The following is a 21,550-nucleotide window of genomic DNA, read 5'->3' on the forward strand; positions in this document are numbered from 1 at the left end:
CCGCGCTACCGCTTCAGTTGAACGTCGCATCCGCGAGCGAAGCGAGCGGGTCTCCGGACTCGACCGGAGGAAGCGTCCGGTTTTTGGCATCAACGGTTGACCGAGCGAAGCGAGGGAGGACCTCGGTAAAGGAGGTTGCGGAACGTATCGCGCGTCTTCATCTTGAGAAGACGGTGAACGGACAGATCAGTTGCTCTCGTCGACAGCTTCGAGATCTGGCTCGAACTCTTTGACTTCCTCCTCAATGGTGTCGCGCTCGAAGTAGAGGAGTTCAACGGCAAGCACGACGACGGCGATACCGAGCACTATATAGAACGTGTTTGCCTCGCGAGTGTAGAGGTTGTACATCATTAGCGGGAAAAACGCCAGGGCACCGACTGTTCCGATTGCGGGGATGACAGCGTTCACCTCGTCGTGATCACGCTGGCGGAACGCGAGGTAGCTCATTGACCCGAAAACGAGGATGAATGATAGCGATGCGAACGAGGTGATAGCACCGAGTCCCCCGAACCACGTAAACGCCCCAGTGATGGCACCCAGTACGAGGACTGTCCGCTCGGGACTGCCGTCAGCATCCGAACTCCCGAGCTGATCGGGGAGTAGGCCGTCACCGAGCATTCCCTTGGCGAAATGCGCCGACGAGAACAGAGTCGCGTTGATAGCGCTCCCTGTCGAAAACAACGCCGACAGCGCAAGGATGACCGCTCCGACGTGTGCCAGCCCGTAGGGCTGCATCATCAGTGAGGCGGCATCCTTCAGCGCGACGTGTGGGTGGGATGTGAGCGCCTGCGGAACGAGGTTCACCGTCACCATTCCCACGAGAATGTAAATTGCAACGGCGACCGAGATGGAGATATACACGGCCGTCCGGATGGTATCGGCGGGATTCTCGATGCTCTCTTGGTCGTAGTACAGGAGCTGCCACCCCTGGAACGCCACAAACGAGATGGCCGCCGCCATGAGGGGATCGAACCCACCAAAATGGCTGAGACCATACTCGAACTGCGTACCACTGACTCCGAACGCATACACCAGCCCGAGAACACCGAACACGACGAGAATGCCGACCTTCAGTGCGACAAGGACGTTTTCTGCGGCTCCAGTAGTCCGCGACCCGAGAAGGTTGAGGCCGACGAACCCGGCTACCGCCAAGACCGAGATGAGCGGTCTGGTCGGGACCGCCAGAACGCGTCTCGGGATGACGTCAAAGGCGGCTGTGAACTCACCGAAGGCGAAGGCGTACATCGCCATTGAGCCGATGTAGCCGAACAGGAGCGTCCAGCCGACGATTCCAGCTAGAGTGGAGCTACCGAGATAACACTGGACAAACGTCACAGAGCCGCCCCGGTTGTCCGTGAGACTGTTGAGCTTGTTGAACGAGTAGCCCGCACACATCGCGACGATTCCGGCGGCGAGAAATGCGAGCCAAATGGCGGACATCGTTATGTTTGCCACCACACCAAGAACGGCGTAGATGCCACCTCCGATCATGCCGCCGAGTGCCATTGAGATACTCTCTTTCAGTCCGAGGCTGTCAGCCATAGCTATCGAGCTCCATTCACTCCCCTCCTTTCTAGGTTATAGCGGCTTGCGAGGCGTGAACCCTTCGCCTGTTGAGGCAGATGATCGAGAGGGTCCACTCTGATAGAGACACCTATCCTGGCCAGTTAGACGGATTCGTTCGCGTGTCGTGGCCAGCATCTCATAGTGGCTTCGACTTGTGAGTCACAACGCACTGTCTTTCGACGAGTCGCCCAACAGCCGTACGTCGAGTGGCCAGTATATATTATGCGGGCTCGACGCGCTACCAGATGACACCCCCTTTCGAGTGTTCGGACTGAAGGAACTCCACGGATAGGAGTGCGAAACAGCGCTCGTGGAGTATCTTAACCACCGTTCTGAACTCTGCGAGCAGTTGCGTTTCGAGACGATCCCAGCCCAGTCGACGCGGTGGCGGAGCTGGCACCAGCGGTTCACAGCCACCCTCCCGGACGGACCACCACTTCAGCGGCTCCAGACGGTGGCCGACCTTCTCGACACACCGGCACTCGCTCGACTGTATACCCATATCTTGCAATACGGTCCGATCACCGTTTCCGGAATCATCGACGAACTCGATATCCCGCAAGGGACTGCCTACGACTACGTCCAAAATCTCGAAACAGCGGGTTGAGTGGAGAACCCCCGTAGAAACGCCCATACGAATACGACGTTGAGTCGATTGCACTCACGCGCTCGACGGACGGTGAGATCTGGACGATTACGCCGGCGCTTATTGCAGCCCTTACCCGACGCGACGGGGACATCACCGAGAAAGCGGACACGGCACTCGTTGGGCTTGCTGCCCAACTACTCGACACCGGGCAGGCCGGCTACGTTGTTCTCTTACCGACCGACAAACCCGCGGGACGAGCGGCCGAGACGCTAGCACAGTACTTATCACCGGAAATTACCACGCAGTGGTATGGAGCTCAGCGACAGTCAGTTCGAACAGTACCAGCAGGACGGATACGTCGTCGTCGAGGACCTGCTCTCGGACCCGGAAGTCGAGCGGATCACCGATCGCATCCGCGAGTACGTCACCGGCGAACGCACGGAGACGCAGTTCGACCGGATGCTCGAACCCGACATCAAGCCCGACGCGTTCGAGCACGAGGGCGAGCCAGTCCGAAAGTTCGAGGGCGTCGGGCTGGCCCGCGAAGACGACGTATTCGCTGACCTCGCCCACCACGAGGACATTCTCGCGGTGATCGAGCAACTCCAGGGACCGAACATCGATCTCCTCCGTAGCGCGGCCATGCTGAAGCCGCCCCAGGTCGGGAGCGAGAAGAAGTTCCACCAGGACGCCGCCTACTATCCGATCCAGCCGAGGGACCACGTCACCGTCTGGATCGCGCTCGACGAGGCGACGACGGACAACGGCTGTATGCGCGTCGTGCCGGGGGCGCACACGGACGGTCTGATCGGCCACGAGGCCATCGAGTACGATACGGACATCACCATCACCGAACGGGAGTACGGACTCGACGACACCGTCGCCCTACCGATGGAGCCCGGTAGCGTCCTCTTCCAGCACTGTCTTCTCCCCCACTACACCGCACCGAACACCACCGAGCAGTGGCGGCGCGCGTTCATCCTCTCGTACATGCGCTCGCGCTCGCGCTTCACCGACGACCAACCGCCCGAGTGGGTCGAGAGCCTGCACATTGCCGGCGACGAGTTCCCTGGCTGCGTCTGAGACGGGGGGTCCTCGGTCAGACGGCCCCGCCTCGTCGTCGCGTCGTCACACGCCCTCGCTTCGGGCGCGCTCGACCGTCGCTGCCTCGTCGGTGCGCAGATCGGAGACGAAGCCGAACAGCCGGTCGAAATCAGTGATATCCTCCTGAACCAGATACTGGACGTAGCGGTGTTTGCGGTGGAACTCCGCTTCCACGTCCTCGACCTCACGGTCCGTCGCCTCGGCCAGTCGATGAAAGAGTCGGAGGCCGAGCGCTCGGTGGCCGTCGTCGAGATGGGGGTGAGCGTAGTCGAGGCTGAACTGCCCGCCGGTGTCGCGGCGGGCGATCACGTTCCAGTAGAGGGTCTGATCGCCCTTCTCGACGGCGCCGGACGGAAGCGTCCCGGCGTCGAGGGCCTCGTACTCCCCCTCGCTCAGGAGTTCGACCGCCTCGGCGACGTAGCGGTCGCCGTCGACGTGGTGCGGGAAGACCACGAGGTCGAGTTCGCGCAGGAGATAGGGGGCGATGCCCTGCTCGATGACGCGGTTGATGAGCGTCTCGACGTTCTCGGCGTGGGTGGTGCCGATGACGCCATGGCCCGTATTGAGCGTCTCGCCGAACGTCTGGAACGACGCTGGCGTGTTGATTTCGGCGATGACCTCCACGTCGGGATTCAGGTAGTTGGTCTCGGTCATCAGCCGGGCCATCGTCACTCGCTTGTACTCGTTCTCGTGGTCTCGGGTGGTGAGCGAGATACCCGTCTCGTGAGGGAGGCGCACCTCGCGACTCCCCTCGTCGATGGAGACGGGGCGGTCGTCGTAGGGGATGAATGGCATGTGGGCGTTCATCAGCGTCGTCTTGCCCACGCCGGTCGGCCCGGAGAAGAGGACGACGCCCTGGTGTTCGTACAGGAGCCAGAGGAGCGTGACGAGTTCGGTCGAGATGGCGTCACGGTCGATCAGATCGACCGGCGTCATGGCGTCGGCGGCCTGTTTGCGGATGGAGACGTGTGGCCCGCCCTCGGAGATAACGGGGAGCGCAACGGCACAGCGGATGGTTTCCGCCACGCCGGGCAGATCGAGGTTCACCTTCGCGCTCGGCCGACTCGCGCTGAGTTCCGTGCCGTCGCTCGCGGCGAGTTGCGTTACGACGTTGATGAACGCCGTCTCGTCGTCAAACGAGAGGTTGGTGGGCACCCGGCCGACGGGGAGTTCGTCGGCGCGCGGAATCACCTTCACGCGCTCGTCGACGCGGTTGGCCTCGATGTCCTCCAGCGACGGGTCGCGGATGGGTATCGTCAGGACGCCGTGCCCCACGTAGTCCCGAAGGACGTAGTACACGAGGTCGTCGAGGCGGTCGGTGGCGTAGCGGCTGTCGACCGGCGGCACCGCCAGTCCGTATTCGGCCAGCGCGGTCGTCACCCGATACTTCGTCGCCGCGACCCAGGCCCGCGTGTTCCGTGCCGTGAGTCGGCGAGAGAGGAACTGTCGGGCACGATCACGGACGAACGCGTGGCGGTCCTCGACCACGTCCTCGACGTTTGCCTCCCAAATCCGTTCTTTGCACTCCTCGATGAGCTGCTGGTCGCCCGGGAGCAGGTCGGGTTCGAGGACGGCGTATTTCGTCGAGAACTGATCGCTCCCGAGCAGATGCTCGCGGTAGACGACGACGTCGACGTCGAATCCCGCGAAATCGACGGTGTATCGCCGCAGACGCTCGCCCGCGACCCGGTCGACGAAGCGGGCGTCCGCGTCGAAGTCGGTCTCGGCGGGCGCGTAGTTCTCGGTATGGACGACCACGCGGGCGTCGTCGCGGCCGATGTCCACCACTTCGATCCGGTCGTCGAGGGCCAGCGGCGTCGACGCTTCGAGCAGACGGAGTTCACAGAGCGCGTGGTAGGTGAGTCGTCGCCACGCGGCGGGCGAGGCGTCGACGAGGCGATCGAGCGCCCGCCGGTATTTCGGTTCGAATCCCGCTGCGGCGCGTTCGGCGGCCCCCTCACGCGTGAGCGGCCGGCGTCGGTTGACGACCGTGAAATGGTCGCGGATGCGCTCCATCGCAGCGCGGTCCCGCGGGCCAAGACCCGGTTCGCGGAGTTCGTAGGTGAAGCCGCCGTCTCCCTCACGAATCGTCGCGATCACACCCGGCGACACCTCGTACTGGGCCACGACGGCCGGCGCGTACCAGGCGTCTCGGTGGTCGGGCGGCCGCGGCGCCGGAACCGAGTCAGCAGCGGACGATGCCGTCCCGCCGACCGACGGCGTCGATTCGTCACTCATGTCAGGACCCACTCCCGAGCAGCGACATAGCCGTTAGTGTCCCGCTATCACTGATAATACTCGGGGCGCGAGGAGACGGGTGGCCGCAGCACGCTTTCGGTGAGATCGTCGTAACCCGGTTGGACGTGCGTGACAGCCCAGGATTACGCCCCGCCGAGATACAGTTCGGCCACGTCCTCGCTCTCCAGCAGTTCGTCGCCGGTGCCCTCGAAGCGGTTCTCACCCATATCGAGGACGTAGCCTCGGTCGGAGGTGCGCAACGCTTTGCGCGCGTTCTGTTCGACCATCAGGATGGCCGTGTCGGTCTCGTCGCGGATCTCGACCAGTCGGTCGAACATGTCGTCGACGAGGTCGGGCGCAAGCCCGGCGGAGGGTTCGTCCACCAGCAGGAGGTCGGGGTCGATCATCAGCGCGGAGGAGAGCGCCAACATCTGCTGTTGACCGCCGGACATCGCCTCGGCGCGCTGATTCCGTCGTTCCTCGAGGAAAGGGAAGCGATCCCAGACGGCTTGGAAGTCGGCCTCCGTCACCTCGTCTTCGATGTACGCCCCCATCTCCAGGTTCTCTTGGACGGTCAGCGTCGGAAAGATGTTCTCACGCTGGGGGACGTAACACATCCCGCGTTCGGTCACCTGATCCGCCCGGAGATCAGTGATGTCCTCGCCGTCGAAGACGATCGAACCCTCCCAGCAGTCGATGAGGCCGTAGATCGCTTTCATCATCGTCGATTTGCCGGCGCCGTTCGGGCCGATGATGGTGACGATCTCCCGGTCCTCGACGGCGAGATCGACGCCGTGCAGTATCTCCGCGTCTCCGTACCCCGAAACGACAGCGTGTGCTTCCAGTAGTGCCATGAGTGGATTCCCCCTCAGTCGACCCCCAGGTAGGCGTCGATGACCGCCTCGTTGTTCCGTATCTCGTCCGGCGTGCCCTCGACGAGTTTCTGCCCCTCGTTCATCACGATGATCGTATCGGAGAGGTCCATGATCACCTCCATGTCGTGTTCGACGATACAGAAGGTGTACCCCTCGCCGCGGAGCGTCTCGATCCGAGCCATCAACTTCTCCGTCAGCGCGGGGTTGACGCCGGCGACCGGTTCATCGAGCAGGATCACGCGAGGGTCCAGCATCAACACCCGGCCCAGCTCCAGGAGCTTGCGCTGGCCACCCGAGAGGTTCGCCGCGGGTTCGTCGCGCAGGTGATCGATCTCTAAGAGTTCGAGCATCTCCTCGGCGCGCTCGCGGACGGCCGCCTCTTCCTCGTGGACGGCGTCGCGCCGGAACCAGGTGTTCGCCAGGTTCTCGCCGGCCTGATTCTGTGGCGCCAACAGCAGGTTCTCGAGCGCCGTCATCTCGCCGAGTTCCCGCGTGAGCTGGAAAGTGCGAACCAGGCCCTCGCGGGCGAGCATGAACGGTCGGCTGTTGGTGTGACCGGGGCGGCGCTGTGTCGCTCGCTGTTTGGCGAGATAGCCGCCGACGCCCACCCCTGCGCCGGCGACGGTGGCGCCGAGCGCCGGCACCGCGCTCAGTCCGAGGGGGCCGAGCCCGACGATGCCGCCGAGGGCGCCGATCGTGATGCCGCTGGCGCCGCCCCAGATGAGTTTCTCATCACGGTGGGGACGCATGATGTCCTGCAGGTCGCGCCCGTCGTATCGGATCGTCCCGCCGTCGGGTTCGTAGAAGCCGCTGATGAGGTTGAACGTCGTCGTCTTGCCCGCGCCGTTCGGGCCGATGAGCCCCGTGATGGCGCCCTCCTCGATGTCGAAGGTGGCCCCGTCGACGGCGACGATACCGCCGAAGGTCTTGCGCAGATCCTCGACTTCGACGATGGCGCTCATCCCTCCACCTCCTCTGCCGTGCGTTCCTCGCGGCCAAGTAACCCCTCGGGGACGTAGTAGAGGACGAGCAAGAAGAGTACGCCGACGACGACGAGTCGGAACGCCTGAATGTTGACGCGGATGGCGGGCGGGAAAAACGAGGCCAACTGCGTCGTCGCCTGCTGGAACGCCCAGAAGATGCCCGCACCGAGCACCATCCCCTTGTTGTTGCCGGCGCCCCCGAGGAACATGATGAGGAGGGCGATGAACGTGACCCGAGGAGCGAACGTCGTGAAGGTGAGCCCCTGGGCGTACATGGCCCAGAGCGCGCCCGCGAAGCCACCGAGCGCCGAGCCGATGACCATACTCTGGATCTTGTAGACGAAGGGATCCTTGCCGAGCGATTTCACGACGGTTTCGTCGTTGCGGACGGCGCGGAGGACGCGCCCGAACGGCGACTGCACCGCGAGTTCGAGCACGTAGTACAGCGCCGCGAGACAGAGGACAAAGCCCGCCAACTGGAACCGTGAGTAGTCCACCTTGACCGTGAGTTCACCGATGAACACCAGGACGTAGTCGACGCCGACATCGCCGCCGAACTGGAGCATCCAGACGACGTTCTGAAACAGGGTGCCGAGCGCGGCGGCGACATCACCTCGGCCGAGGGGGCCGAGCAGCGGGAGCAGGAAGTACCAGAGCGAGACGAACCAAAGCGCGCCGACGCCGACGAGCGTGAGTTTGACGGCGGCGAACCAGTCGATTCGGGTGGCGGCGTAGTAGTAGGCCGCCACGAGCGCGGCCAAGAGGCCGAGCGTCAGGGCGATCTTGAGACCGATCGACTGGACGACGGGGAGCGGGAGGAGCGCGACCAGCAGGCCCGTGCCGAGCGCGACGCCGGCCGCCCACTCGCGGCGCCCGAGATCGCCGTAGTAGTGGTCGACGGCCACAACCGCGACGATCCAGGTGTACAGCGAGCCGACGACGCCCACGGCGAGCAGGGGCGAGAGCGCGGCCAGCAACGCGGTCGCACCCAGGCCGACGACGGCGCCCGCGAGCGTGCTAACGGCCGAGAGTGACCCAAAAGCGTCGTCTCGGCGGTGGAGGCGGGCGAGACCGAACGTGGTGACGCGGTACAGCGGATCGAGCGGCCAACGCGTGTCGGCGTGCCGGAGACGGCCCAGCGCGCCGGTAGTGACAGCCCACACGACGGCAACGATGAGACCGACGAGCAACGCACCGACGGGCGTCTCCATCGCCAGCGGGAACAGATCCTGAATCGGCGGGCTGTAGCCACGGAGTGCGTCCGGGCCGTTCGCCAGCCACGTCTCCGACTGGATGATGCGCTGGAAGATGACCGAGACGCCGAGGACCGTGATGGCGAGGTAGTCCTCGCGCAACCGGATGGTCGGCAGGGCGACCAGGCCGCCGATGAGGCCGGCCAGAAGCGTCGCGGCGAGGATGGCGACGGGCCACGTCCCGATGAGAGGGATGTCACCGAGCCCGATGACGTAGGCAGTGAAATCGGTGGGGTCGTCGGGACCGAGGACGAACAGCGCCGCGGTGTACGCACCGATGAGGTAGAACCCGACGTGGCCGAAATCGAGCAGCCCGGTGTGGCCGTATTTGACGTTCAGCCCCAGCGACAGGATGCCGTATATCGACACCAACAGCATGAACGAGATGACGACGTCGGAGACAGCCATCTCAGCGTCCCCCCACGATGCCTTCGGGTTTGACGAGCAACACAAGCAGCAGGATCACGAACGCAACGGGAATACGGTAGGTTGCGCTGAGGCCGGGAATGGCGAAGATGCCGATCTCCATCGCAAGGCCGACGACGTAACTGCCGAGGATGGCGCCGTAGACGGAGATGCCGCCGAGGATGACCCCCGCGAACATGGCGAGCAGGAGGTTGAAGCCGAGGTTGATGGTGATCGAACTGAACAGGAAGCCGAGCATGACGCCGCCAATGGCGGCAAAGAGGCCGGAGATGATCCAGACCGACATCATCACCTGGCGGGTGTTGATCCCCCGGACCATCGCGAGTTGGCGGTTGTCGCTGGTGGCGCGCATCGCCTTGCCGAGCGTCGTCGCCTGCAACAGGTAATGCAGCGCCGACATCATGAGCAAGGCGAGGACGATGATACCGAGTCGCAGAGGCGAGGTTCGGATGCGCGTCGCGGCGATCGCGGTGTCGGGGACGCCGCTAGCGCCGCCCCAGAAGGCCGCGCCGCCGAGGGCGAGCCCGGCGACGCCGACGAGGGCGGCCGCCAGACGGGGGCCGACGACGCCCGAGGTGCTCCGCCGGCGGCGGTGAGCGACGTACGCCAGAGCCGCCGTCGCGACGGCCACGACGCCGAGTTCGAGCCACGAGTACTGCATCACGAGCAGTTGGCGGGACGTGCCGCCCCTGGTCTCCTGAATACTGACGAGGAGACCGCTGTCGGTCAGAAACAGGTCGAAGAACTTCGCGAGCGTGAAATCCAGTTGTCCACCGAGGAAGGGGACTGTCGTCTCGACGGTGTAGTATCGGATCTCGCCGCCGAAGATGGTCTGAATGCCGAATCGGACGACGAACGCGACCGCCAACGAGACGATCAGCATCAAGGCGAGTTCGACGTCCTTCTCGCGGAACTTGCGGAAGATGAACGATTCGAGGAGTGGAACGATGGCACCGAGGAGGACGAACGAAAACAGGAGCGCGGCCTCGAACGCGGGCGCGCCGACCACGACGGCCGCACCCACCAGCGCCGCGACGGCGCCATGCACTCCGAGCGCGACGCCGGCGGAGACGTCGACGCCCCACCAACTGCCTTTGAGCGCCTGCATCCCGCCGAGGTGATAGATCGTGCCGAGGACCCCGCCCGCGGAGAGCACGAAGAGAAAGGCCGAGCCCGCGAGTCCGACCTGCTGTGGCCCGGTCGCAAGCAACTCGAACAGTGGGACGGTGTCGGGTTTGTTCACGAGCAATGCAGCGTACGCCCCGAGTGTCAACAGATCGCCGTGTGCGAAGTTGGGTACCTCGGCGATATCGTACACCAGGGCAAGACCGGTAGCACCGAGCGCGACGATACTGCCGGTGACGACGCCGGTAGTGATGGCGTTTAGTAATCCCGTCTCGGCGGCCATGGTTGTGGATGACAGACAATGGTTAATATCATTTCGGTGGCGTTGAATCGATCGTGTTGATTTCGGCGGCAGTCCGATACCCCATCTGGCCCCTCCAATTTTTGTCGGCGGAGTGAGAATACATCGGATGAGTTAGCTCACAGGCGGTGTCGATAGTGCCAACAGGAGACCTTTTGTACATATTTTTTCCTATATCCACTCGGTTTGTACACTGTTCTCGACAATAGATTAATTTATGTCAAGAAATAACAGGGGTAACGTCATGTCAGAACGTAGTCGACGGGACGTGCTGAAAGGACTCGGAGCGACCGGTACGGCGGGGATCATCTCGCTCGCCGGCTGTTCACAGCAAGAGGGGAACGGCGGGGGCGACGGCGCCACGGACACGCCGACCGAAAGCGGCGGCGACGGTGGCGAGTCCATCGCCCTCGGCTCGATCTTCCCGATTACCGGGACGAACAGCGCGTACGGTGGCGGCCACCAGCAGGCGTTCAACCTCGCCGTCGAGGAGATCAACGCCACCGGGGGCGTTCTCGGCGGCCGACAGATCGAACCGATCAACCGCGACACGGAGGGGAGTCCGTCGCGGGCGGCCCAGAAGTTCCGGACGATGATCAACCAGGAGGGTATCGTCGGCCTCGTCGGGCCGTACTCCAGCGGGATCGGGACGACGCTCGCTCCGATCGCCCGCGACAATCAAGTGATGGAAGTGTCCAACGGCAACACCTCGCCGGCGCTGGCGACGGCAGGGGTCAACGAGAGCAACGGCGTCAAATACTACGGGCGGACCTCGCCAAACGACGTCCAGCAGGCGCTGGTGATGGCGCGCGTGCTGAACCAGTCGATCGAGGCGTCGTCCGCGTCGTTCCTCTACGTGGACAACCCCTACGGACAGGGGCTGGCGGAGGCCGCGAGCGAGAGCTTCAACGGCGAGACGCTGAACATGGTGGCCTACTCCCAGGCGACCAGCGACTACACGTCGACGCTGGACGCCGTGTTTGAGGGTGACCCCGACGCCGTCGGCGCCGTGATGTACCCCGGTAACGGCCGCACTATCCTCCAGCAGTGGAACCAGGGCGGCTACGGCGGCGAGTGGGTCGGCGCCGAGGCGATCCTGTCGCCGGAGCTGCTGTCGGATCTTTCCGACATCGTCGAGGGGATGTACATCACGTCGCCCCAGACGGCCAACAGTGAGACGTTCCAGGAGAACATGGGCGGCCAGGAAAACATCACGCAGTTCGCCCCCCACGCCTACGACGCGACGTATCTCATGGGCTTCGCGATGGAGGCAGCGGGTGAGGCCAGCGGCACGGGGATCGCCGAGAACATCCGGAGCGTCTCCCGGCCGAACAACGGGGACACCACCGTCTCGGTCGCGGAGTTCCAGGCTGGCAAGGACGCCCTCGGCAACGACGAGGCCATCGACTACAACGGCGCGTCCGGCTCCGTCGATCTGAACGAAAACCTCGAACCCGTCGTACCGTATCGCATCCTGCAGGTGCAAGATGGCGAAGCGCAGTTGGCCGAGGAGGTCCCGCTCTCGTACTTCGAGGGACGGATCTGATTCGGTCGCGGTCCCGCCTCGGGGCAACCCCTATGAGGCGCCGGGGCGACTCCATCGTATGCCCGTCGAGCTGGAGACCCGCTGGCATCCGTCGACGAAACTGAACGCCATCGGGTCGGCGCTGGATTTTACGCGCGTCGATCCACTCCCCGAGAACGTCACCCGCGATCAGATCGAGGAGTTCTGCTACACGCTCGAGCAGTTGTACGGCGAGTACGTCGACGAGTTGGTGGCCGAGACCACGCTCTCCAAGCGCGAGGCTCAGACCTGGGTGTTGCGCAACCTGGTCCACGAGGGCGCCGACCGCCTCACGTTCGATGCGATCGGCCTCTACATTTGGGCCATCGGTCGCGCGACCGACGGGGATCCGCTCTCGCGGACCATCGTCGCGGCGTATCACGACCGCGCTCGCGAGAAAATCGACGCGGCCGAAGCGACGATCAAACGCACCCAGCCACCGCCGTACCCGGACGACCTCTTCGAGGATCCGTCGATGCTCTGGGTCGAGGGATCGGTCGCCGACCGCCTAGGGCGCCGTCTCGGTCCCGAAGAGAGTTACAGCGACGTGATCGAACGGCTCCTGGACGAGACGCTGGCCACCGTCGACCTCGAAACTCTGATCGAGGCGTTCCGAGACGCGGGCGCGACGTTCGTCGGCGTCCAGACCGTCCGTCCGGACTGGGACCGCGAACTCCCGCTGTCGGTCCACGGCGCCGCCTCGACGCCGCCGGACGCCGTCGCGGGCGCTGACGCGGTGGTGGTTGACGGAACGCCGTACCCCTTCCGGATCGGGACGCGTCCCCCCGATGCGGGCACGGACTCGTTGCTGTCGCTGTTCGACAGGGAGGAGTCGGCACCGGCGGGCGTCGACCGCCTGCGACGGGCGCTCGAGGCCGTCGACGCGACGTTGTCCGAACTCGTCGAGCGGGTTCGCGAGGCCGGCCTCGACGGGGTCGCGATGGCGGATCAGCCCGTCGGAGCCGGGGCGCATCTCCTGGTGATCGGCGATGCGGTGCCCGACGGCATCGCACACCTGGACCGCCTCCTGCTCGATGACCGCACGCTCACCGTGACGCGAGTGACCGCGGTGTCCGCGGCGGAGTACGCAGATCGGAACGACGCGACGTTGCTGTGGACGGCGACCGATGCCGACCTGCCGGAAACGCGCCTGCCCGCGGATCCGGTCGAGCGGCGAGAACGAGTGCCGACCGCGGTCTGCAGGACCGGTTAACGGACGAACCCGGAGGCTTATTCACCCGACGGGCGTTAGGAGGGGTATGGACGACGAAATCTCTGCGGAGGAGGTCGAACGGTTGCTGGAGAGCGACGAGCAGCCACGAATCATCGATATCCGCTCCCCCGGCGCGTTCGCTCGAGGCCACATCCCGGGCAGCGAGAACGTTCCGTTCGGAGAACTGCCGGACCGTATCGGCGAGTTCGCCGACGCGGACCACATCGTCACGGTCTGTCCACACGGCAAGGCGAGCGTCCAGGCGGCGCGCCTCATCAACTCCTACGAGGGAACGGGTGACGCACGCGTCGAGAGCATGGCTGGTGGGCTCGACGCGTGGTCGGGGGAGTTGATGGCGAACGACGAGACGGAGGCCGCTGACGGGGGCGAAACCCCCGAATCACCGTTCTAGAAAACACTCGACGGACGGGCAGTCAGATGTCGATCACGCGACGTTGAACCCTTTCTCGCGGAGGAAATCCTCCACGCGGCCGAGATGGTTCCCCTGGAGTTCGATCGCGCCGTCTTCGACGGTCCCACCGCAGGCGAACTTTGACTTCAGGTCCGACGACAGGCTGTCCATGTCGACGTCTTTCGGATCGAACCCTTCGATGATCGTTACTTCCTTCCCGTAGCGGCGCTCGTCGATGCGGATGTTGATCTCCTGAGACTCCTTGGCGACGTCTTCGCAGACGCAGAGTTCCTCAGGGAGCCCGCACGTCGAGCAGACTTCACTCATGATATCCCCGCATGTCTTACAGCGGTGGTCATGAATGCCGCGCTCCTCTCAACCGAAATCCGGTTGCTTCGCATTACCAGCTACGTCTAACAGGAGCACAACCAAAAAATGAACGGGTCAGACTACACCTTCTGAGCCTGCAAAACCGTCCGAGTAATCCATCTCATCGGCAAATCCGGATCAACCAACTTCTGCAACGACTCCAGCTCCGACCGCGACGAATCCCACCCCTCGCTCACAACCCACCATCCGCGGTCGGACCACTACACAACCGTCTTATTTCCGGGTCACACCGCGGGATTTCCGGTATCTCGTCCAAGAAGAAGGGAAACATGATTTACGGGTGAAAGTACTCGACGGGGCTAGTGAACAGCTCGGGATGCGCGGGCGGTCGAGTCGCCCGCTGCGCGGCCGCGCCGACGGACCGTGTGCCGTCACGTTATTGGTGGGAGCCCATATATGGACGGACGTGTTCCGACACTGGGGACGTATCGTGGCCGGTGTCCGTCATCGAAGCTCTGGTCGCAGTCCGGCGATCAGTGGGCAGACCGATTCGGAGGATAGATGACGGACGACGACGCCGACGAGCAGTCGGACGAGGGCCCATCACTCAACAGGCGGTCGACGCCGTTCGCGGCGAGCCGCTTCGCCGACGTGACGAACCGCTTCGTCTACGCAGTGGAACTGGTCGCGGCGGCCGTCTTCGCCCTCCTCTTTGCCATCGGCGTCGCCGACCTGCTACTCCAGATCATCGCCGCCGTGCGCGGCGGCAGTATCACCGACCCGCTGGTCGTCATCGGCTTCATCGACACCGGCCTCCTCCTCCTCATCATCGTCGAGGTGTACGAGACGGTCATCGCGTACACCGAGGAGAGCGAGACGCGACGAATCGTCCGACTCGTCATCTACACCGGTGTCATCGCGATGGTCCGGAAGACGATCATCTTCCGGACGGGCGAGTACGCCTCCGCTCAGGACGCGCTGTTTGCCGCCGTTGCCTACACCATCCTCATCTTCGGGCTCGTTGGCCTGCTTCTGGTCGAGCGGGGGTACGGCGCCCGCCTCGGCGAGTGAGCGGGACTCTGCGCTTTTGTGCGTGTGGGCGTACCGGGTGACATGGCTCGCGACCCCGCCCGTGCCCAGCCGTCGGAGGGTGAATCGACCACCGTCGAGACGAACGGCGTCCGTCTGCACGTCGTCCGACTGGGTCCCGCGGACGGACCGCCGGTGGTCCTGTTACACGGCTTTCCCGAGTTCTGGTACGGGTGGAGTGACGTGGCGCGCCGCCTCGCCGACGCGGGCTATCGCGTCCTCGTGCCGGACCAGCGGGGCTACAACGACAGCGAGAAGCCGAGCGGCGTCGCCGCCTATCGTCTGCCGGAACTCGCCGCCGACGTGACGGGGCTGCTCGACGCCGAGAGCATCGAGACGGCACACGTCGTCGGTCACGACTGGGGCGCGGCCGTCGCCTGGTGGGTCGCGCTCGATCACGCCGACCGGGTCGCGACGCTGACCGCGGTGAACGTCCCGCATCCGACCGTGATGGCACGGACGCTCCGTCGGTCCTGGGACCAGCGCCGGCGGAGTTGGTACATGGCGGGCGTGCAGCTTCCCGTCGTGCCGGAACTCGTCGTGCGGGCGACCGACTGGCGGCTCTTCGAGCGAACGATGCGCGAGTCGAGTCGACCGGATACGTTCGACGATCGCGACTTCGACCGCTACCGGGCGGCGTGGCGAAAACCCGGCGCGCTCACCGCGACGCTGCACTGGTATCGGGCAGTCGGCCGATATCCGCCACCGGAGCGGACCGATCCCGTGACGCCGCCGACGCTCGTCCTCTGGGGGGCACGGGACCGCTTTCTTCGGCAGTCGATGGCCCGCGAGAGCGTCGCGTACTGTCGGAGGGGGCGGTCGGTCCTGCTCGACGCGGCGACCCACTGGATCCACCATGAGTTTCCCGAACAGGTCAGCGACCACCTTCAAGAGCAGTTCGAGCGGGCAGAACGGAGCGGGTGAGACGGGGAGTGTAACTGGCGACGCTTGCGACCCGGATGACAACGCCGAGATCGCCGGCGAGACGACAAGGTAAAATCCACCCGTCGACTGCGCTCGACGGGGGATTCGCAGCCCGATTTGTCGGCGAAAACGCCGACGTAGTGTCCGATCCACGGTTCAGAGTCGTGTTGCTCGGCAGCGTCGTCTCGCCGATGGGCGCCGCGCTGGTGTCGCCCCTGCTCGATACGCTGCTCGGCGTCTACGGCGTGAGCGAGGCGCGCATCGGTCTCGTGATGGCGGCGTTCACGGCGCCCGCCATCGTCGCCATCCCGCTAGTGGGGATGGTGTCGGACCAGTACGGGCGCAAGCCGGTGTTGACCGCGGGGCTGGCGCTCTTCGGCGCGGCGGGGAGCGCGCTCGCGTTCACGGCCGATTTCCGGCTCACCGTCGCCCTCCGTCTCCGCCAAGGCATCGGCTACACCGGCATCGCGCCCGTCCTCATCGCGGCAACGGGGGATCTCTTCGCTGGCGACCGCGAGGCGACGGCCCAGGGACTCCGGTTCACGACAGTCGGCCTCTCGCTCGCCGTCTTCCCCTTTCTCGCCGGCCTCCTCGTCTCGCTCGCCTGGCAGTACCCCTTCTACCTGTTCGCGCTCGGCCTGCCGGCGGCCGTCGTCGTCCATTTCGGCTTCGAGGAGTCGGCGACGGGCGCCTCGGCCGAGCGCGGCGTCGACGTTCGGCGTCTCGGCCGGCTCGTGCGCACGCCCCGCGTCGGCCTTGCGTTGCTCGGGCGCGCCGTGCCCTCCTTTCTCTGGTTCGGCTTTCTGACGTACAACTCGATCGTCATGGTTCGGCTGCTGGACGGAACGCCCGGCGCGGCGGGCGCGCTGGTGGCGCTCGCCAGCGTCGCGAGTTCGGTCGGGAGCACGCAGGTCGGTCGCCTGACGGCCGCCTTCGACACCCGGCGCGTCCCGCTGCTCGTCGGGACGCTCGCTACCGGGGCCGGCCTCGCGGGCGTCGCGCTGGCGCCGTCGCTCCACGTCGCCGCCGTCGTCGGCGCCGTCGCCGTCGGCGCCGGCTGTGCGCTGTTCGCGGGACGCGGCGCCCGCCCCGACAATATGTGATATGAGTGAGTGGTATTTTATCGGTCCGGATCGTAGGAACTGATCTCCCCATGCTCGTCGAAGACCGAGAGGAGTTCGTGACCGCGCTCCGTGAGGATGTCGACGCCGGTCTCCGGGTCGTCGCCGAGTACGATGCCGATGGATACGACGCGTTCTACGTCCGCGACGACATCAGGCCCCGTCTCCCGGACGTGGCGGAGGAACTGCACGAAGACCTCGTGTTACAGGGAATCGGCCGCGACCGCCTGGAAGACCTCTTCAGCGCCGGGCCGCTACACTGTTCGGTACACCGGTTCGAGGAGCTGACCGCCTTTCATTTCACCGCCGGGGAGTTCACCGGCCTGTTCGTCAGCGTCGACTCCGACGCCCCCATCCCGCTCAACTCGTTCGCCTCGACGTGCAAGTCACGGTTGTCGTAGCCGTCACGCCTTTGCGCGGCGCGCACCGAGCAACCGTATGCCGGATCTCGGAAAGATCGACCGCACCTTCTTCGAGACCCACGTCCGTCCCCACCTCGGCGCCGATCGAGAGGACGTGCGTCTCGGGCCGACGCCGGGCATCGATTTCGGCCTGCTCGACATCGGTGACCGGACGCTCGCCATCGCGACCGACCCCGTCTCCATCCTCCCGGACCTCGGCTTCGCCCGCGCCGGCCGGTTCGCGCTCGACATCGTCCTCGCGGACGTGGCGGTCAGCGGCCTGCCACCCTCGCATCTCGCCATCTCCTTTGCGCTCCCGCCGTCGATGACCGACGACGCCTTCGCTACCGTCTGGACGGCGATGCACGAGGAGGCGCGGGACCTGGGCGTGAGCGTCGTCACCGGCCACACGGCGCGCTACGAGGGCTGTTCGTTCCCCTGGGTCGGCGGCGCGACGGCCCTCGCCGTCGGCGACGCGAGCGACGTGATTCGTCCGGACGGCGCCCGCCCCGGCGACGACCTCGTCGTGACCAAGGGCCCAGCGGTCGAGACGACTGGCCTGTTGACGACGCTGTTTCCGGACGCCGTCCCGCTCCCGGCCGAGACGCTCGCGACGGCCCAGGAGCGGGTGGACGAGGCGCGGTGCGTCCGCGATGCCATGACGGCCGCGGCCGCAGGCTCGGTGACGGCGATGCACGACGCCACCGAGGGCGGTCTCTACGGCGCGTTCGTCGAGATGGCGACGAGCGCCGGCGTCCGGTTCGAGATCGAACGGGACCGGGTGCCGGTCCGCCCCGGCGTCCGGGAGACGTGTGCGGCGCTGGACATCGATCCCTGGACGGCGACGACCTCCGGATCGCTCGTGCTGGCGGTCGACCCCGCGGGGACCGACCGAGTGGTGACGGCACTCCGGGAGTGCGGAACGCCCGTCGCGCGGGTCGGGCAGGTCACCGACGGCGACGGGGTGATCGTCGACGGCGACCGGATCTCACATCCGGGCACCGACGCGTCGTGGGCAGCTTACTCGCGGCTTTCGTCCACCTGAACCGGGAGGGGGTCGAACCCCTCGCCGGTGTAGCGGTAGGCACGGATCGAATCGGGTGGCGAGACGATGACGTAGACGTAGCCCTCCCACGTCGCCCGTTCGTGGTCGGTAGCGCTCGGCACGGGGTCGCTCTCGGGGTGGGAGTGATAGAAACCGACGACATCCGTTCCCGCCGCCTCGACGTCGTCGATGGCGGCCATCGTCGCCTCGGGATCGAGTTCGTACCGCGACCGGGGGGTCGAGGCGACGTTCTCGACGCGGCGCGTCTCGGTCACGCGGTCCGGGGGGCCACGGGTGCCGGCGAGGACGCCGCACACTTCCGCGGGCGGCGCCCGATCTGCCCCCTCGCGGGCGTGGTCGAGGAGGGCGTCGCGGGCGGGCGGCGTGAGCCGGAGCGACTCAGTCGAAGTCACGGCGCATCGCGATCTCGAACCAGGGGCACAGGCGCAGCTGCCGGTACCACGCCGGATGCTGGTGGAGGTGGTCGTAGTCGGCCCAGAGGCGGCCGGCGACCTCCTCTTCGTCGGGCGCGAGGTCGACCTCGTCGAGCGTGCATTGCAGGACGGCACAGACCTCCCACTCCAGGCCCGCGTTCTCGTAATACCGCTTGTACTCGAACTTGTCCGTGATCCGGAGGTCGTTGTACTGGTCGGGGGTGACGCCGAGTTCGTCGACGAGGCGCTCCCGAGTGGCTTCCTTCTGTCCCTGTCCCGGTCGGGGGTGGGAGGCGACGGTGCCGTCCCAGTGGGTGTCCCAGAGGCGCTTGTCGGGCGCACGCTGTGCCAAGAGCACGCGGCCGTCCCCGTCGAAGACGAGGGCAGTGAACGCGCGGTGGCGGACGCCGTCGCCCGTGTGGGCATCGAGACGGTTGACGGTTCCCTGTTCTTGGTCCTGGGCATCGACCGCGATGACTTCCTGTTCGGCGTTCGGGTGGGCTGGCTCCGCGTCGCTGCCCTCGTTCGCACTCATGGGAACTGTATCGGACAGGAGGCTAATGGTGTCTTCGATGACCGGTCGAGCGTGGCCTCGAATCATCTAAATGTGCCACGCCCGAACGGCGGCCAATGAGTGACGAGCGAGACGGGGGCGTCGACGTGGCGACCGTCCGGGAGCGAGTCGAGCAACGGGACGACATGGACGTCGACGACGGCGTGTTGACGGCCATCGAGAAGCGCACGGAGGGGGGCCGACTCACGCCGGACGCGTTCGCGGCCTGGCGCCGAGAGTGTCGACAGGAACACCAGTCTGTGAGCGACGAGGTGGCCGCAAGCGAGGAGCGCCTTCGGTCGATCCTGGCGTCACTCGACGCCACAGACCGCGACAGCAACCAGGTTCAGGCCCGAGTCGACGAGCACGAGGATCGATTCACCGCGATGCGAGCGGACCTGTCGGCCGCGGCGGACCGACTCGACGAGACGCCGACCGAACCGGACTCCCCCGTGGCGTTCTACCGGGGCGCGAAGCGCCTCGCCCGGGGTGAACAGGCGCTCCACGAGGTCGACCACGGCCTCCATCACGTCGAGCAAGAGCTGTCGGCGTTCGAATCGTGGCTCCACGACCCCGACGCCAGAGTCGAGGAGTTCGAGACGGAACTCGGCGGCTTCGACCAGTATCTCGACAACACCGACGCGCTCCTCGACCGGATCGAGGCCGGCACCGGCGACGCCGACCAGCGGTTCGACTGGTGGCTGGCCGCGTATCATCTCCAGCAGGTCATGAGCGCCGTCTTCGCGGAACTGCGAACCGACCTCGCGGAGCTCGAATCGTGGCTCGACCGGCAGGAGGGCGACTACGGGGACGAACTGGCCGCCCTCGGGGCGCAGCTCGACTCGCTCGAGGAGCGCCACGCGCAGTGTTCGGCGCGTCTCGACGAGACGGCCGAGAGCATCGACGGGTTCGACGACTCGTGGACGGCGGTGGCCGACACGGTGGCGTCGTTCGAGGCGGCGGTCGACGACCTCGAACCACCCGTCGACTGGGGCGAGGTGGAACGGCTACTGCAGACGCAGTTCGACGAGTTGAATATCGAAATCCGGTAATCGCTCAGGCCGCGCCGGTCGCCGACACGTACTGCGCGCCGAACAGGACGGCGTTGTAGAGGCCGTGAACGACCGCCGGGACGACGAGGTTGCGGCTTCGTTCGTACAGATAGCCGAGCACGAGGCCGAGGATGGCCGCGATGGCGACGTAGGTCACCTTGGCGCCGCTGCTGCTCCCGGTGAGCGCGACCCAGTGGACGAAGCCGAACAGGACGCTCGCGACGACGATGGCGACCGACGGGCCCCACGTCCGTCGGAGGATACCCTGCACGCCGCCCCGGAAAACGAGTTCCTCGAAGGGACCGACGAGCAGGATGGTGACGGGGATCATATAGAGGAAGTAGCGAGGGTTCTGTTGCCCGGTGGAGACGACCTGGTTCTGGGCCGACTCGATGCTGAAAACCGCCAGCAGGCGGACGAGAACGATCTGCGCGGCCACCAGCACGACGACGCCGACGGCGATCAGGCCGATCTGGCGGAGCGTCGGCAGGCGCACCTCGACGAGGTCCCAGTCGCGCGTGACGGCGAGGTAGCCGCCGACACCGACGCCGAAGCCGACGAACTGGAGGACGGTCGCTGCCACCCGGTAGTCGAGCGAGCCCTGCGCGACGACGCCCGCGGCGACGAGAGCGCTGGCGCCGAGGCCGGTGACCGCGATGGCCGAAAGGAACACGCCGACGACGAGGAGGACGCTCCGAACGAGGTCGACCAGCCGCGTACCGATCGGGGCACGGACGTGGCTCGCATCGGGCGAGAGCGAGCCGATCCGCTCGCGGAGGAGGTAGTACCCCACGGCGCCGACGAGACCGGTGACGAACACGGCGACGGCGGGGAGGAGCGGTCGATCGCTTCCCCGGAGCGACGCGTCCTGATGGACCAGCGCCGCGAGCACCAGTCCCCCGAGCAGGTGGAGCATCGCCGCGGGGACGAGGAGGTCGGTGACCATACCGCC

General features: G+C 65.8%; 20 protein-coding genes and 1 pseudogene. 11 read left to right on the top strand and 10 right to left on the bottom strand.

The genetic code is table 11. The features are described 5' to 3' along the window. Positions 1-186: 186 nt before the first annotated feature. Positions 187-1,542, bottom strand: a complete 1,356-nt coding sequence (locus tag MXB53_RS12405; protein WP_248897854.1) for an APC family permease — start codon at positions 1,540-1,542, stop codon at positions 187-189. A 478-nt stretch (positions 1,543-2,020) separates the two neighbouring features. Between MXB53_RS12405 and MXB53_RS15830 the strand changes: the two are divergent. Together MXB53_RS15830 and MXB53_RS12415 are read left to right on the top strand one after the other, a co-directional pair. After that, positions 2,021-2,427, top strand: a pseudogene (locus MXB53_RS15830) (PIN domain-containing protein); the annotation flags it as partial. A gap of 37 nt (positions 2,428-2,464) precedes the next feature. Beyond that, on the top strand, positions 2,465-3,238 hold the full coding sequence (locus MXB53_RS12415; protein ID WP_248897855.1) for a phytanoyl-CoA dioxygenase family protein: 774 nt from the start codon (positions 2,465-2,467) through the stop codon (positions 3,236-3,238). 45 nt (positions 3,239-3,283) lie between these two features. Here MXB53_RS12415 and MXB53_RS12420 read toward each other — a convergent pair whose 3' ends face one another. The 5 genes from MXB53_RS12420 to MXB53_RS12440 form a co-directional block, all read right to left on the bottom strand. Beyond that, entirely contained in the window at positions 3,284-5,497 is a 2,214-nt protein-coding gene (locus MXB53_RS12420) for a type II/IV secretion system ATPase subunit (protein WP_248897856.1), read from the bottom strand. Positions 5,498-5,640: 143 nt separating this feature from the next. Further along, entirely contained in the window at positions 5,641-6,351 is a 711-nt protein-coding gene (locus MXB53_RS12425; protein ID WP_248897857.1) for an ABC transporter ATP-binding protein, read from the bottom strand. A 14-nt stretch (positions 6,352-6,365) separates the two neighbouring features. Continuing rightward, complete coding sequence (locus MXB53_RS12430) at positions 6,366-7,334, bottom strand: ABC transporter ATP-binding protein (RefSeq protein WP_248897858.1); 969 nt, start codon at positions 7,332-7,334, stop codon at positions 6,366-6,368. Then, positions 7,331-9,016: a branched-chain amino acid ABC transporter permease gene (locus tag MXB53_RS12435; protein WP_248897859.1), complete on the bottom strand. Its 1,686-nt coding sequence runs from the start codon at positions 9,014-9,016 to the stop codon at positions 7,331-7,333. The genes MXB53_RS12430 and MXB53_RS12435 overlap by 4 nt, the downstream gene beginning before the upstream one ends. A 1-nt stretch (position 9,017) precedes the next feature. Beyond that, on the bottom strand, positions 9,018-10,442 hold the full coding sequence (locus MXB53_RS12440; RefSeq protein WP_248897860.1) for a branched-chain amino acid ABC transporter permease: 1,425 nt from the start codon (positions 10,440-10,442) through the stop codon (positions 9,018-9,020). 262 nt (positions 10,443-10,704) lie between these two features. Here MXB53_RS12440 and MXB53_RS12445 point away from each other — a divergent pair, with 262 nt between their 5' ends. The 3 genes from MXB53_RS12445 to MXB53_RS12455 are packed head-to-tail and all read left to right on the top strand — an operon-like array spanning position 10,705 to position 13,649. After that, positions 10,705-12,006, top strand: coding sequence for an ABC transporter substrate-binding protein (locus tag MXB53_RS12445; protein ID WP_248897861.1), 1,302 nt, complete (start codon positions 10,705-10,707; stop codon positions 12,004-12,006). Between the two features lie 58 nt (positions 12,007-12,064). Next, complete coding sequence (locus MXB53_RS12450) at positions 12,065-13,237, top strand: antitoxin VapB family protein (protein WP_248897862.1); 1,173 nt, start codon at positions 12,065-12,067, stop codon at positions 13,235-13,237. Positions 13,238-13,283: 46 nt separating this feature from the next. Then, positions 13,284-13,649: a rhodanese-like domain-containing protein gene (locus MXB53_RS12455; protein WP_248897863.1), complete on the top strand. Its 366-nt coding sequence runs from the start codon at positions 13,284-13,286 to the stop codon at positions 13,647-13,649. Positions 13,650-13,682: 33 nt separating this feature from the next. Here the strand turns inward: MXB53_RS12455 and yciH are convergent, their stop codons facing one another. Further along, a complete protein-coding gene (yciH, locus tag MXB53_RS12460; RefSeq protein ID WP_248897864.1) occupies positions 13,683-13,976 on the bottom strand; it encodes a stress response translation initiation inhibitor YciH in 294 nt (97 codons plus the stop codon). 564 nt (positions 13,977-14,540) lie between these two features. On the opposite strand from yciH, the gene MXB53_RS12465 reads away from it, so the two are divergent. The 5 genes from MXB53_RS12465 (at position 14,541) to MXB53_RS12485 (ending at position 18,559) form a co-directional block, all read left to right on the top strand. After that, positions 14,541-15,050, top strand: a complete 510-nt coding sequence (locus MXB53_RS12465; protein ID WP_248897865.1) for a phosphate-starvation-inducible PsiE family protein — start codon at positions 14,541-14,543, stop codon at positions 15,048-15,050. A 42-nt stretch (positions 15,051-15,092) separates the two neighbouring features. Beyond that, entirely contained in the window at positions 15,093-15,992 is a 900-nt protein-coding gene (locus MXB53_RS12470; RefSeq protein ID WP_248897866.1) for an alpha/beta fold hydrolase, read from the top strand. Positions 15,993-16,132: 140 nt separating this feature from the next. Then, on the top strand, positions 16,133-17,095 hold the full coding sequence (locus tag MXB53_RS12475) for an MFS transporter (protein WP_248897867.1): 963 nt from the start codon (positions 16,133-16,135) through the stop codon (positions 17,093-17,095). Positions 17,096-17,145: 50 nt separating this feature from the next. After that, positions 17,146-17,514, top strand: a complete 369-nt coding sequence (locus MXB53_RS12480; protein ID WP_248897868.1) for a DUF7522 family protein — start codon at positions 17,146-17,148, stop codon at positions 17,512-17,514. Between the two features lie 37 nt (positions 17,515-17,551). Beyond that, positions 17,552-18,559 carry an AIR synthase family protein gene (locus MXB53_RS12485; RefSeq protein ID WP_248897869.1) on the top strand — a complete coding sequence of 336 codons (1,008 nt, stop codon included), beginning with the start codon at positions 17,552-17,554 and terminating at the stop codon, positions 18,557-18,559. Here MXB53_RS12485 and MXB53_RS12490 read toward each other — a convergent pair. Both MXB53_RS12490 and MXB53_RS12495 read right to left on the bottom strand, forming a co-directional pair. Then, positions 18,535-18,972 carry a desampylase gene (locus MXB53_RS12490; protein ID WP_248897870.1) on the bottom strand — a complete coding sequence of 146 codons (438 nt, stop codon included), beginning with the start codon at positions 18,970-18,972 and terminating at the stop codon, positions 18,535-18,537. The two genes, MXB53_RS12485 and MXB53_RS12490, sit on opposite strands and share 25 nt — an antisense overlap. Beyond that, positions 18,959-19,528, bottom strand: coding sequence for an NUDIX hydrolase (locus tag MXB53_RS12495; protein ID WP_248897871.1), 570 nt, complete (start codon positions 19,526-19,528; stop codon positions 18,959-18,961). Before MXB53_RS12495 ends, MXB53_RS12490 begins: the two co-directional genes overlap by 14 nt. Before the next feature lie 95 nt (positions 19,529-19,623). Between MXB53_RS12495 and MXB53_RS12500 the strand changes: the two genes are divergently transcribed. Next, on the top strand, positions 19,624-20,598 hold the full coding sequence (locus MXB53_RS12500) for a hypothetical protein (RefSeq protein ID WP_248897872.1): 975 nt from the start codon (positions 19,624-19,626) through the stop codon (positions 20,596-20,598). A 4-nt stretch (positions 20,599-20,602) separates the two neighbouring features. On the opposite strand, the gene MXB53_RS12505 is transcribed toward MXB53_RS12500, so the two are convergent. Next, positions 20,603-21,544: a CPBP family intramembrane glutamic endopeptidase gene (locus MXB53_RS12505; protein ID WP_248897873.1), complete on the bottom strand. Its 942-nt coding sequence runs from the start codon at positions 21,542-21,544 to the stop codon at positions 20,603-20,605. Positions 21,545-21,550: the final 6 nt, after the last annotated feature.

The sequence above is a fragment of the Haloplanus sp. XH21 genome, from assembly GCF_023276355.1.
GTDB lineage: Archaea > Halobacteriota > Halobacteria > Halobacteriales > Haloferacaceae > Haloplanus > Haloplanus halobius.

What these genes read in the sequence shown, in the direction of transcription:
- MXB53_RS12405 (WP_248897854.1), bottom strand. Translation starts at nt 1,542, where the DNA reads ATGGCTGACAGCCTCGGACTGAAAGAGAGTATCTCAATGGCACTCGGC.
- MXB53_RS12415 (WP_248897855.1), top strand. Translation starts at nt 2,465, where the DNA reads ATGGAGCTCAGCGACAGTCAGTTCGAACAGTACCAGCAGGACGGATAC.
- MXB53_RS12420 (WP_248897856.1), bottom strand. Translation starts at nt 5,497, where the DNA reads ATGAGTGACGAATCGACGCCGTCGGTCGGCGGGACGGCATCGTCCGCT.
- MXB53_RS12425 (WP_248897857.1), bottom strand. Translation starts at nt 6,351, where the DNA reads ATGGCACTACTGGAAGCACACGCTGTCGTTTCGGGGTACGGAGACGCG.
- MXB53_RS12430 (WP_248897858.1), bottom strand. Translation starts at nt 7,334, where the DNA reads ATGAGCGCCATCGTCGAAGTCGAGGATCTGCGCAAGACCTTCGGCGGT.
- MXB53_RS12435 (WP_248897859.1), bottom strand. Translation starts at nt 9,016, where the DNA reads ATGGCTGTCTCCGACGTCGTCATCTCGTTCATGCTGTTGGTGTCGATA.
- MXB53_RS12440 (WP_248897860.1), bottom strand. Translation starts at nt 10,442, where the DNA reads ATGGCCGCCGAGACGGGATTACTAAACGCCATCACTACCGGCGTCGTC.
- MXB53_RS12445 (WP_248897861.1), top strand. Translation starts at nt 10,705, where the DNA reads ATGTCAGAACGTAGTCGACGGGACGTGCTGAAAGGACTCGGAGCGACC.
- MXB53_RS12450 (WP_248897862.1), top strand. Translation starts at nt 12,065, where the DNA reads ATGCCCGTCGAGCTGGAGACCCGCTGGCATCCGTCGACGAAACTGAAC.
- MXB53_RS12455 (WP_248897863.1), top strand. Translation starts at nt 13,284, where the DNA reads ATGGACGACGAAATCTCTGCGGAGGAGGTCGAACGGTTGCTGGAGAGC.
- yciH (WP_248897864.1), bottom strand. Translation starts at nt 13,976, where the DNA reads ATGAGTGAAGTCTGCTCGACGTGCGGGCTCCCTGAGGAACTCTGCGTC.
- MXB53_RS12465 (WP_248897865.1), top strand. Translation starts at nt 14,541, where the DNA reads ATGACGGACGACGACGCCGACGAGCAGTCGGACGAGGGCCCATCACTC.
- MXB53_RS12470 (WP_248897866.1), top strand. Translation starts at nt 15,093, where the DNA reads ATGGCTCGCGACCCCGCCCGTGCCCAGCCGTCGGAGGGTGAATCGACC.
- MXB53_RS12480 (WP_248897868.1), top strand. Translation starts at nt 17,146, where the DNA reads ATGCTCGTCGAAGACCGAGAGGAGTTCGTGACCGCGCTCCGTGAGGAT.
- MXB53_RS12485 (WP_248897869.1), top strand. Translation starts at nt 17,552, where the DNA reads ATGCCGGATCTCGGAAAGATCGACCGCACCTTCTTCGAGACCCACGTC.
- MXB53_RS12495 (WP_248897871.1), bottom strand. Translation starts at nt 19,528, where the DNA reads ATGAGTGCGAACGAGGGCAGCGACGCGGAGCCAGCCCACCCGAACGCC.
- MXB53_RS12500 (WP_248897872.1), top strand. Translation starts at nt 19,624, where the DNA reads ATGAGTGACGAGCGAGACGGGGGCGTCGACGTGGCGACCGTCCGGGAG.
- MXB53_RS12505 (WP_248897873.1), bottom strand. Translation starts at nt 21,544, where the DNA reads ATGGTCACCGACCTCCTCGTCCCCGCGGCGATGCTCCACCTGCTCGGG.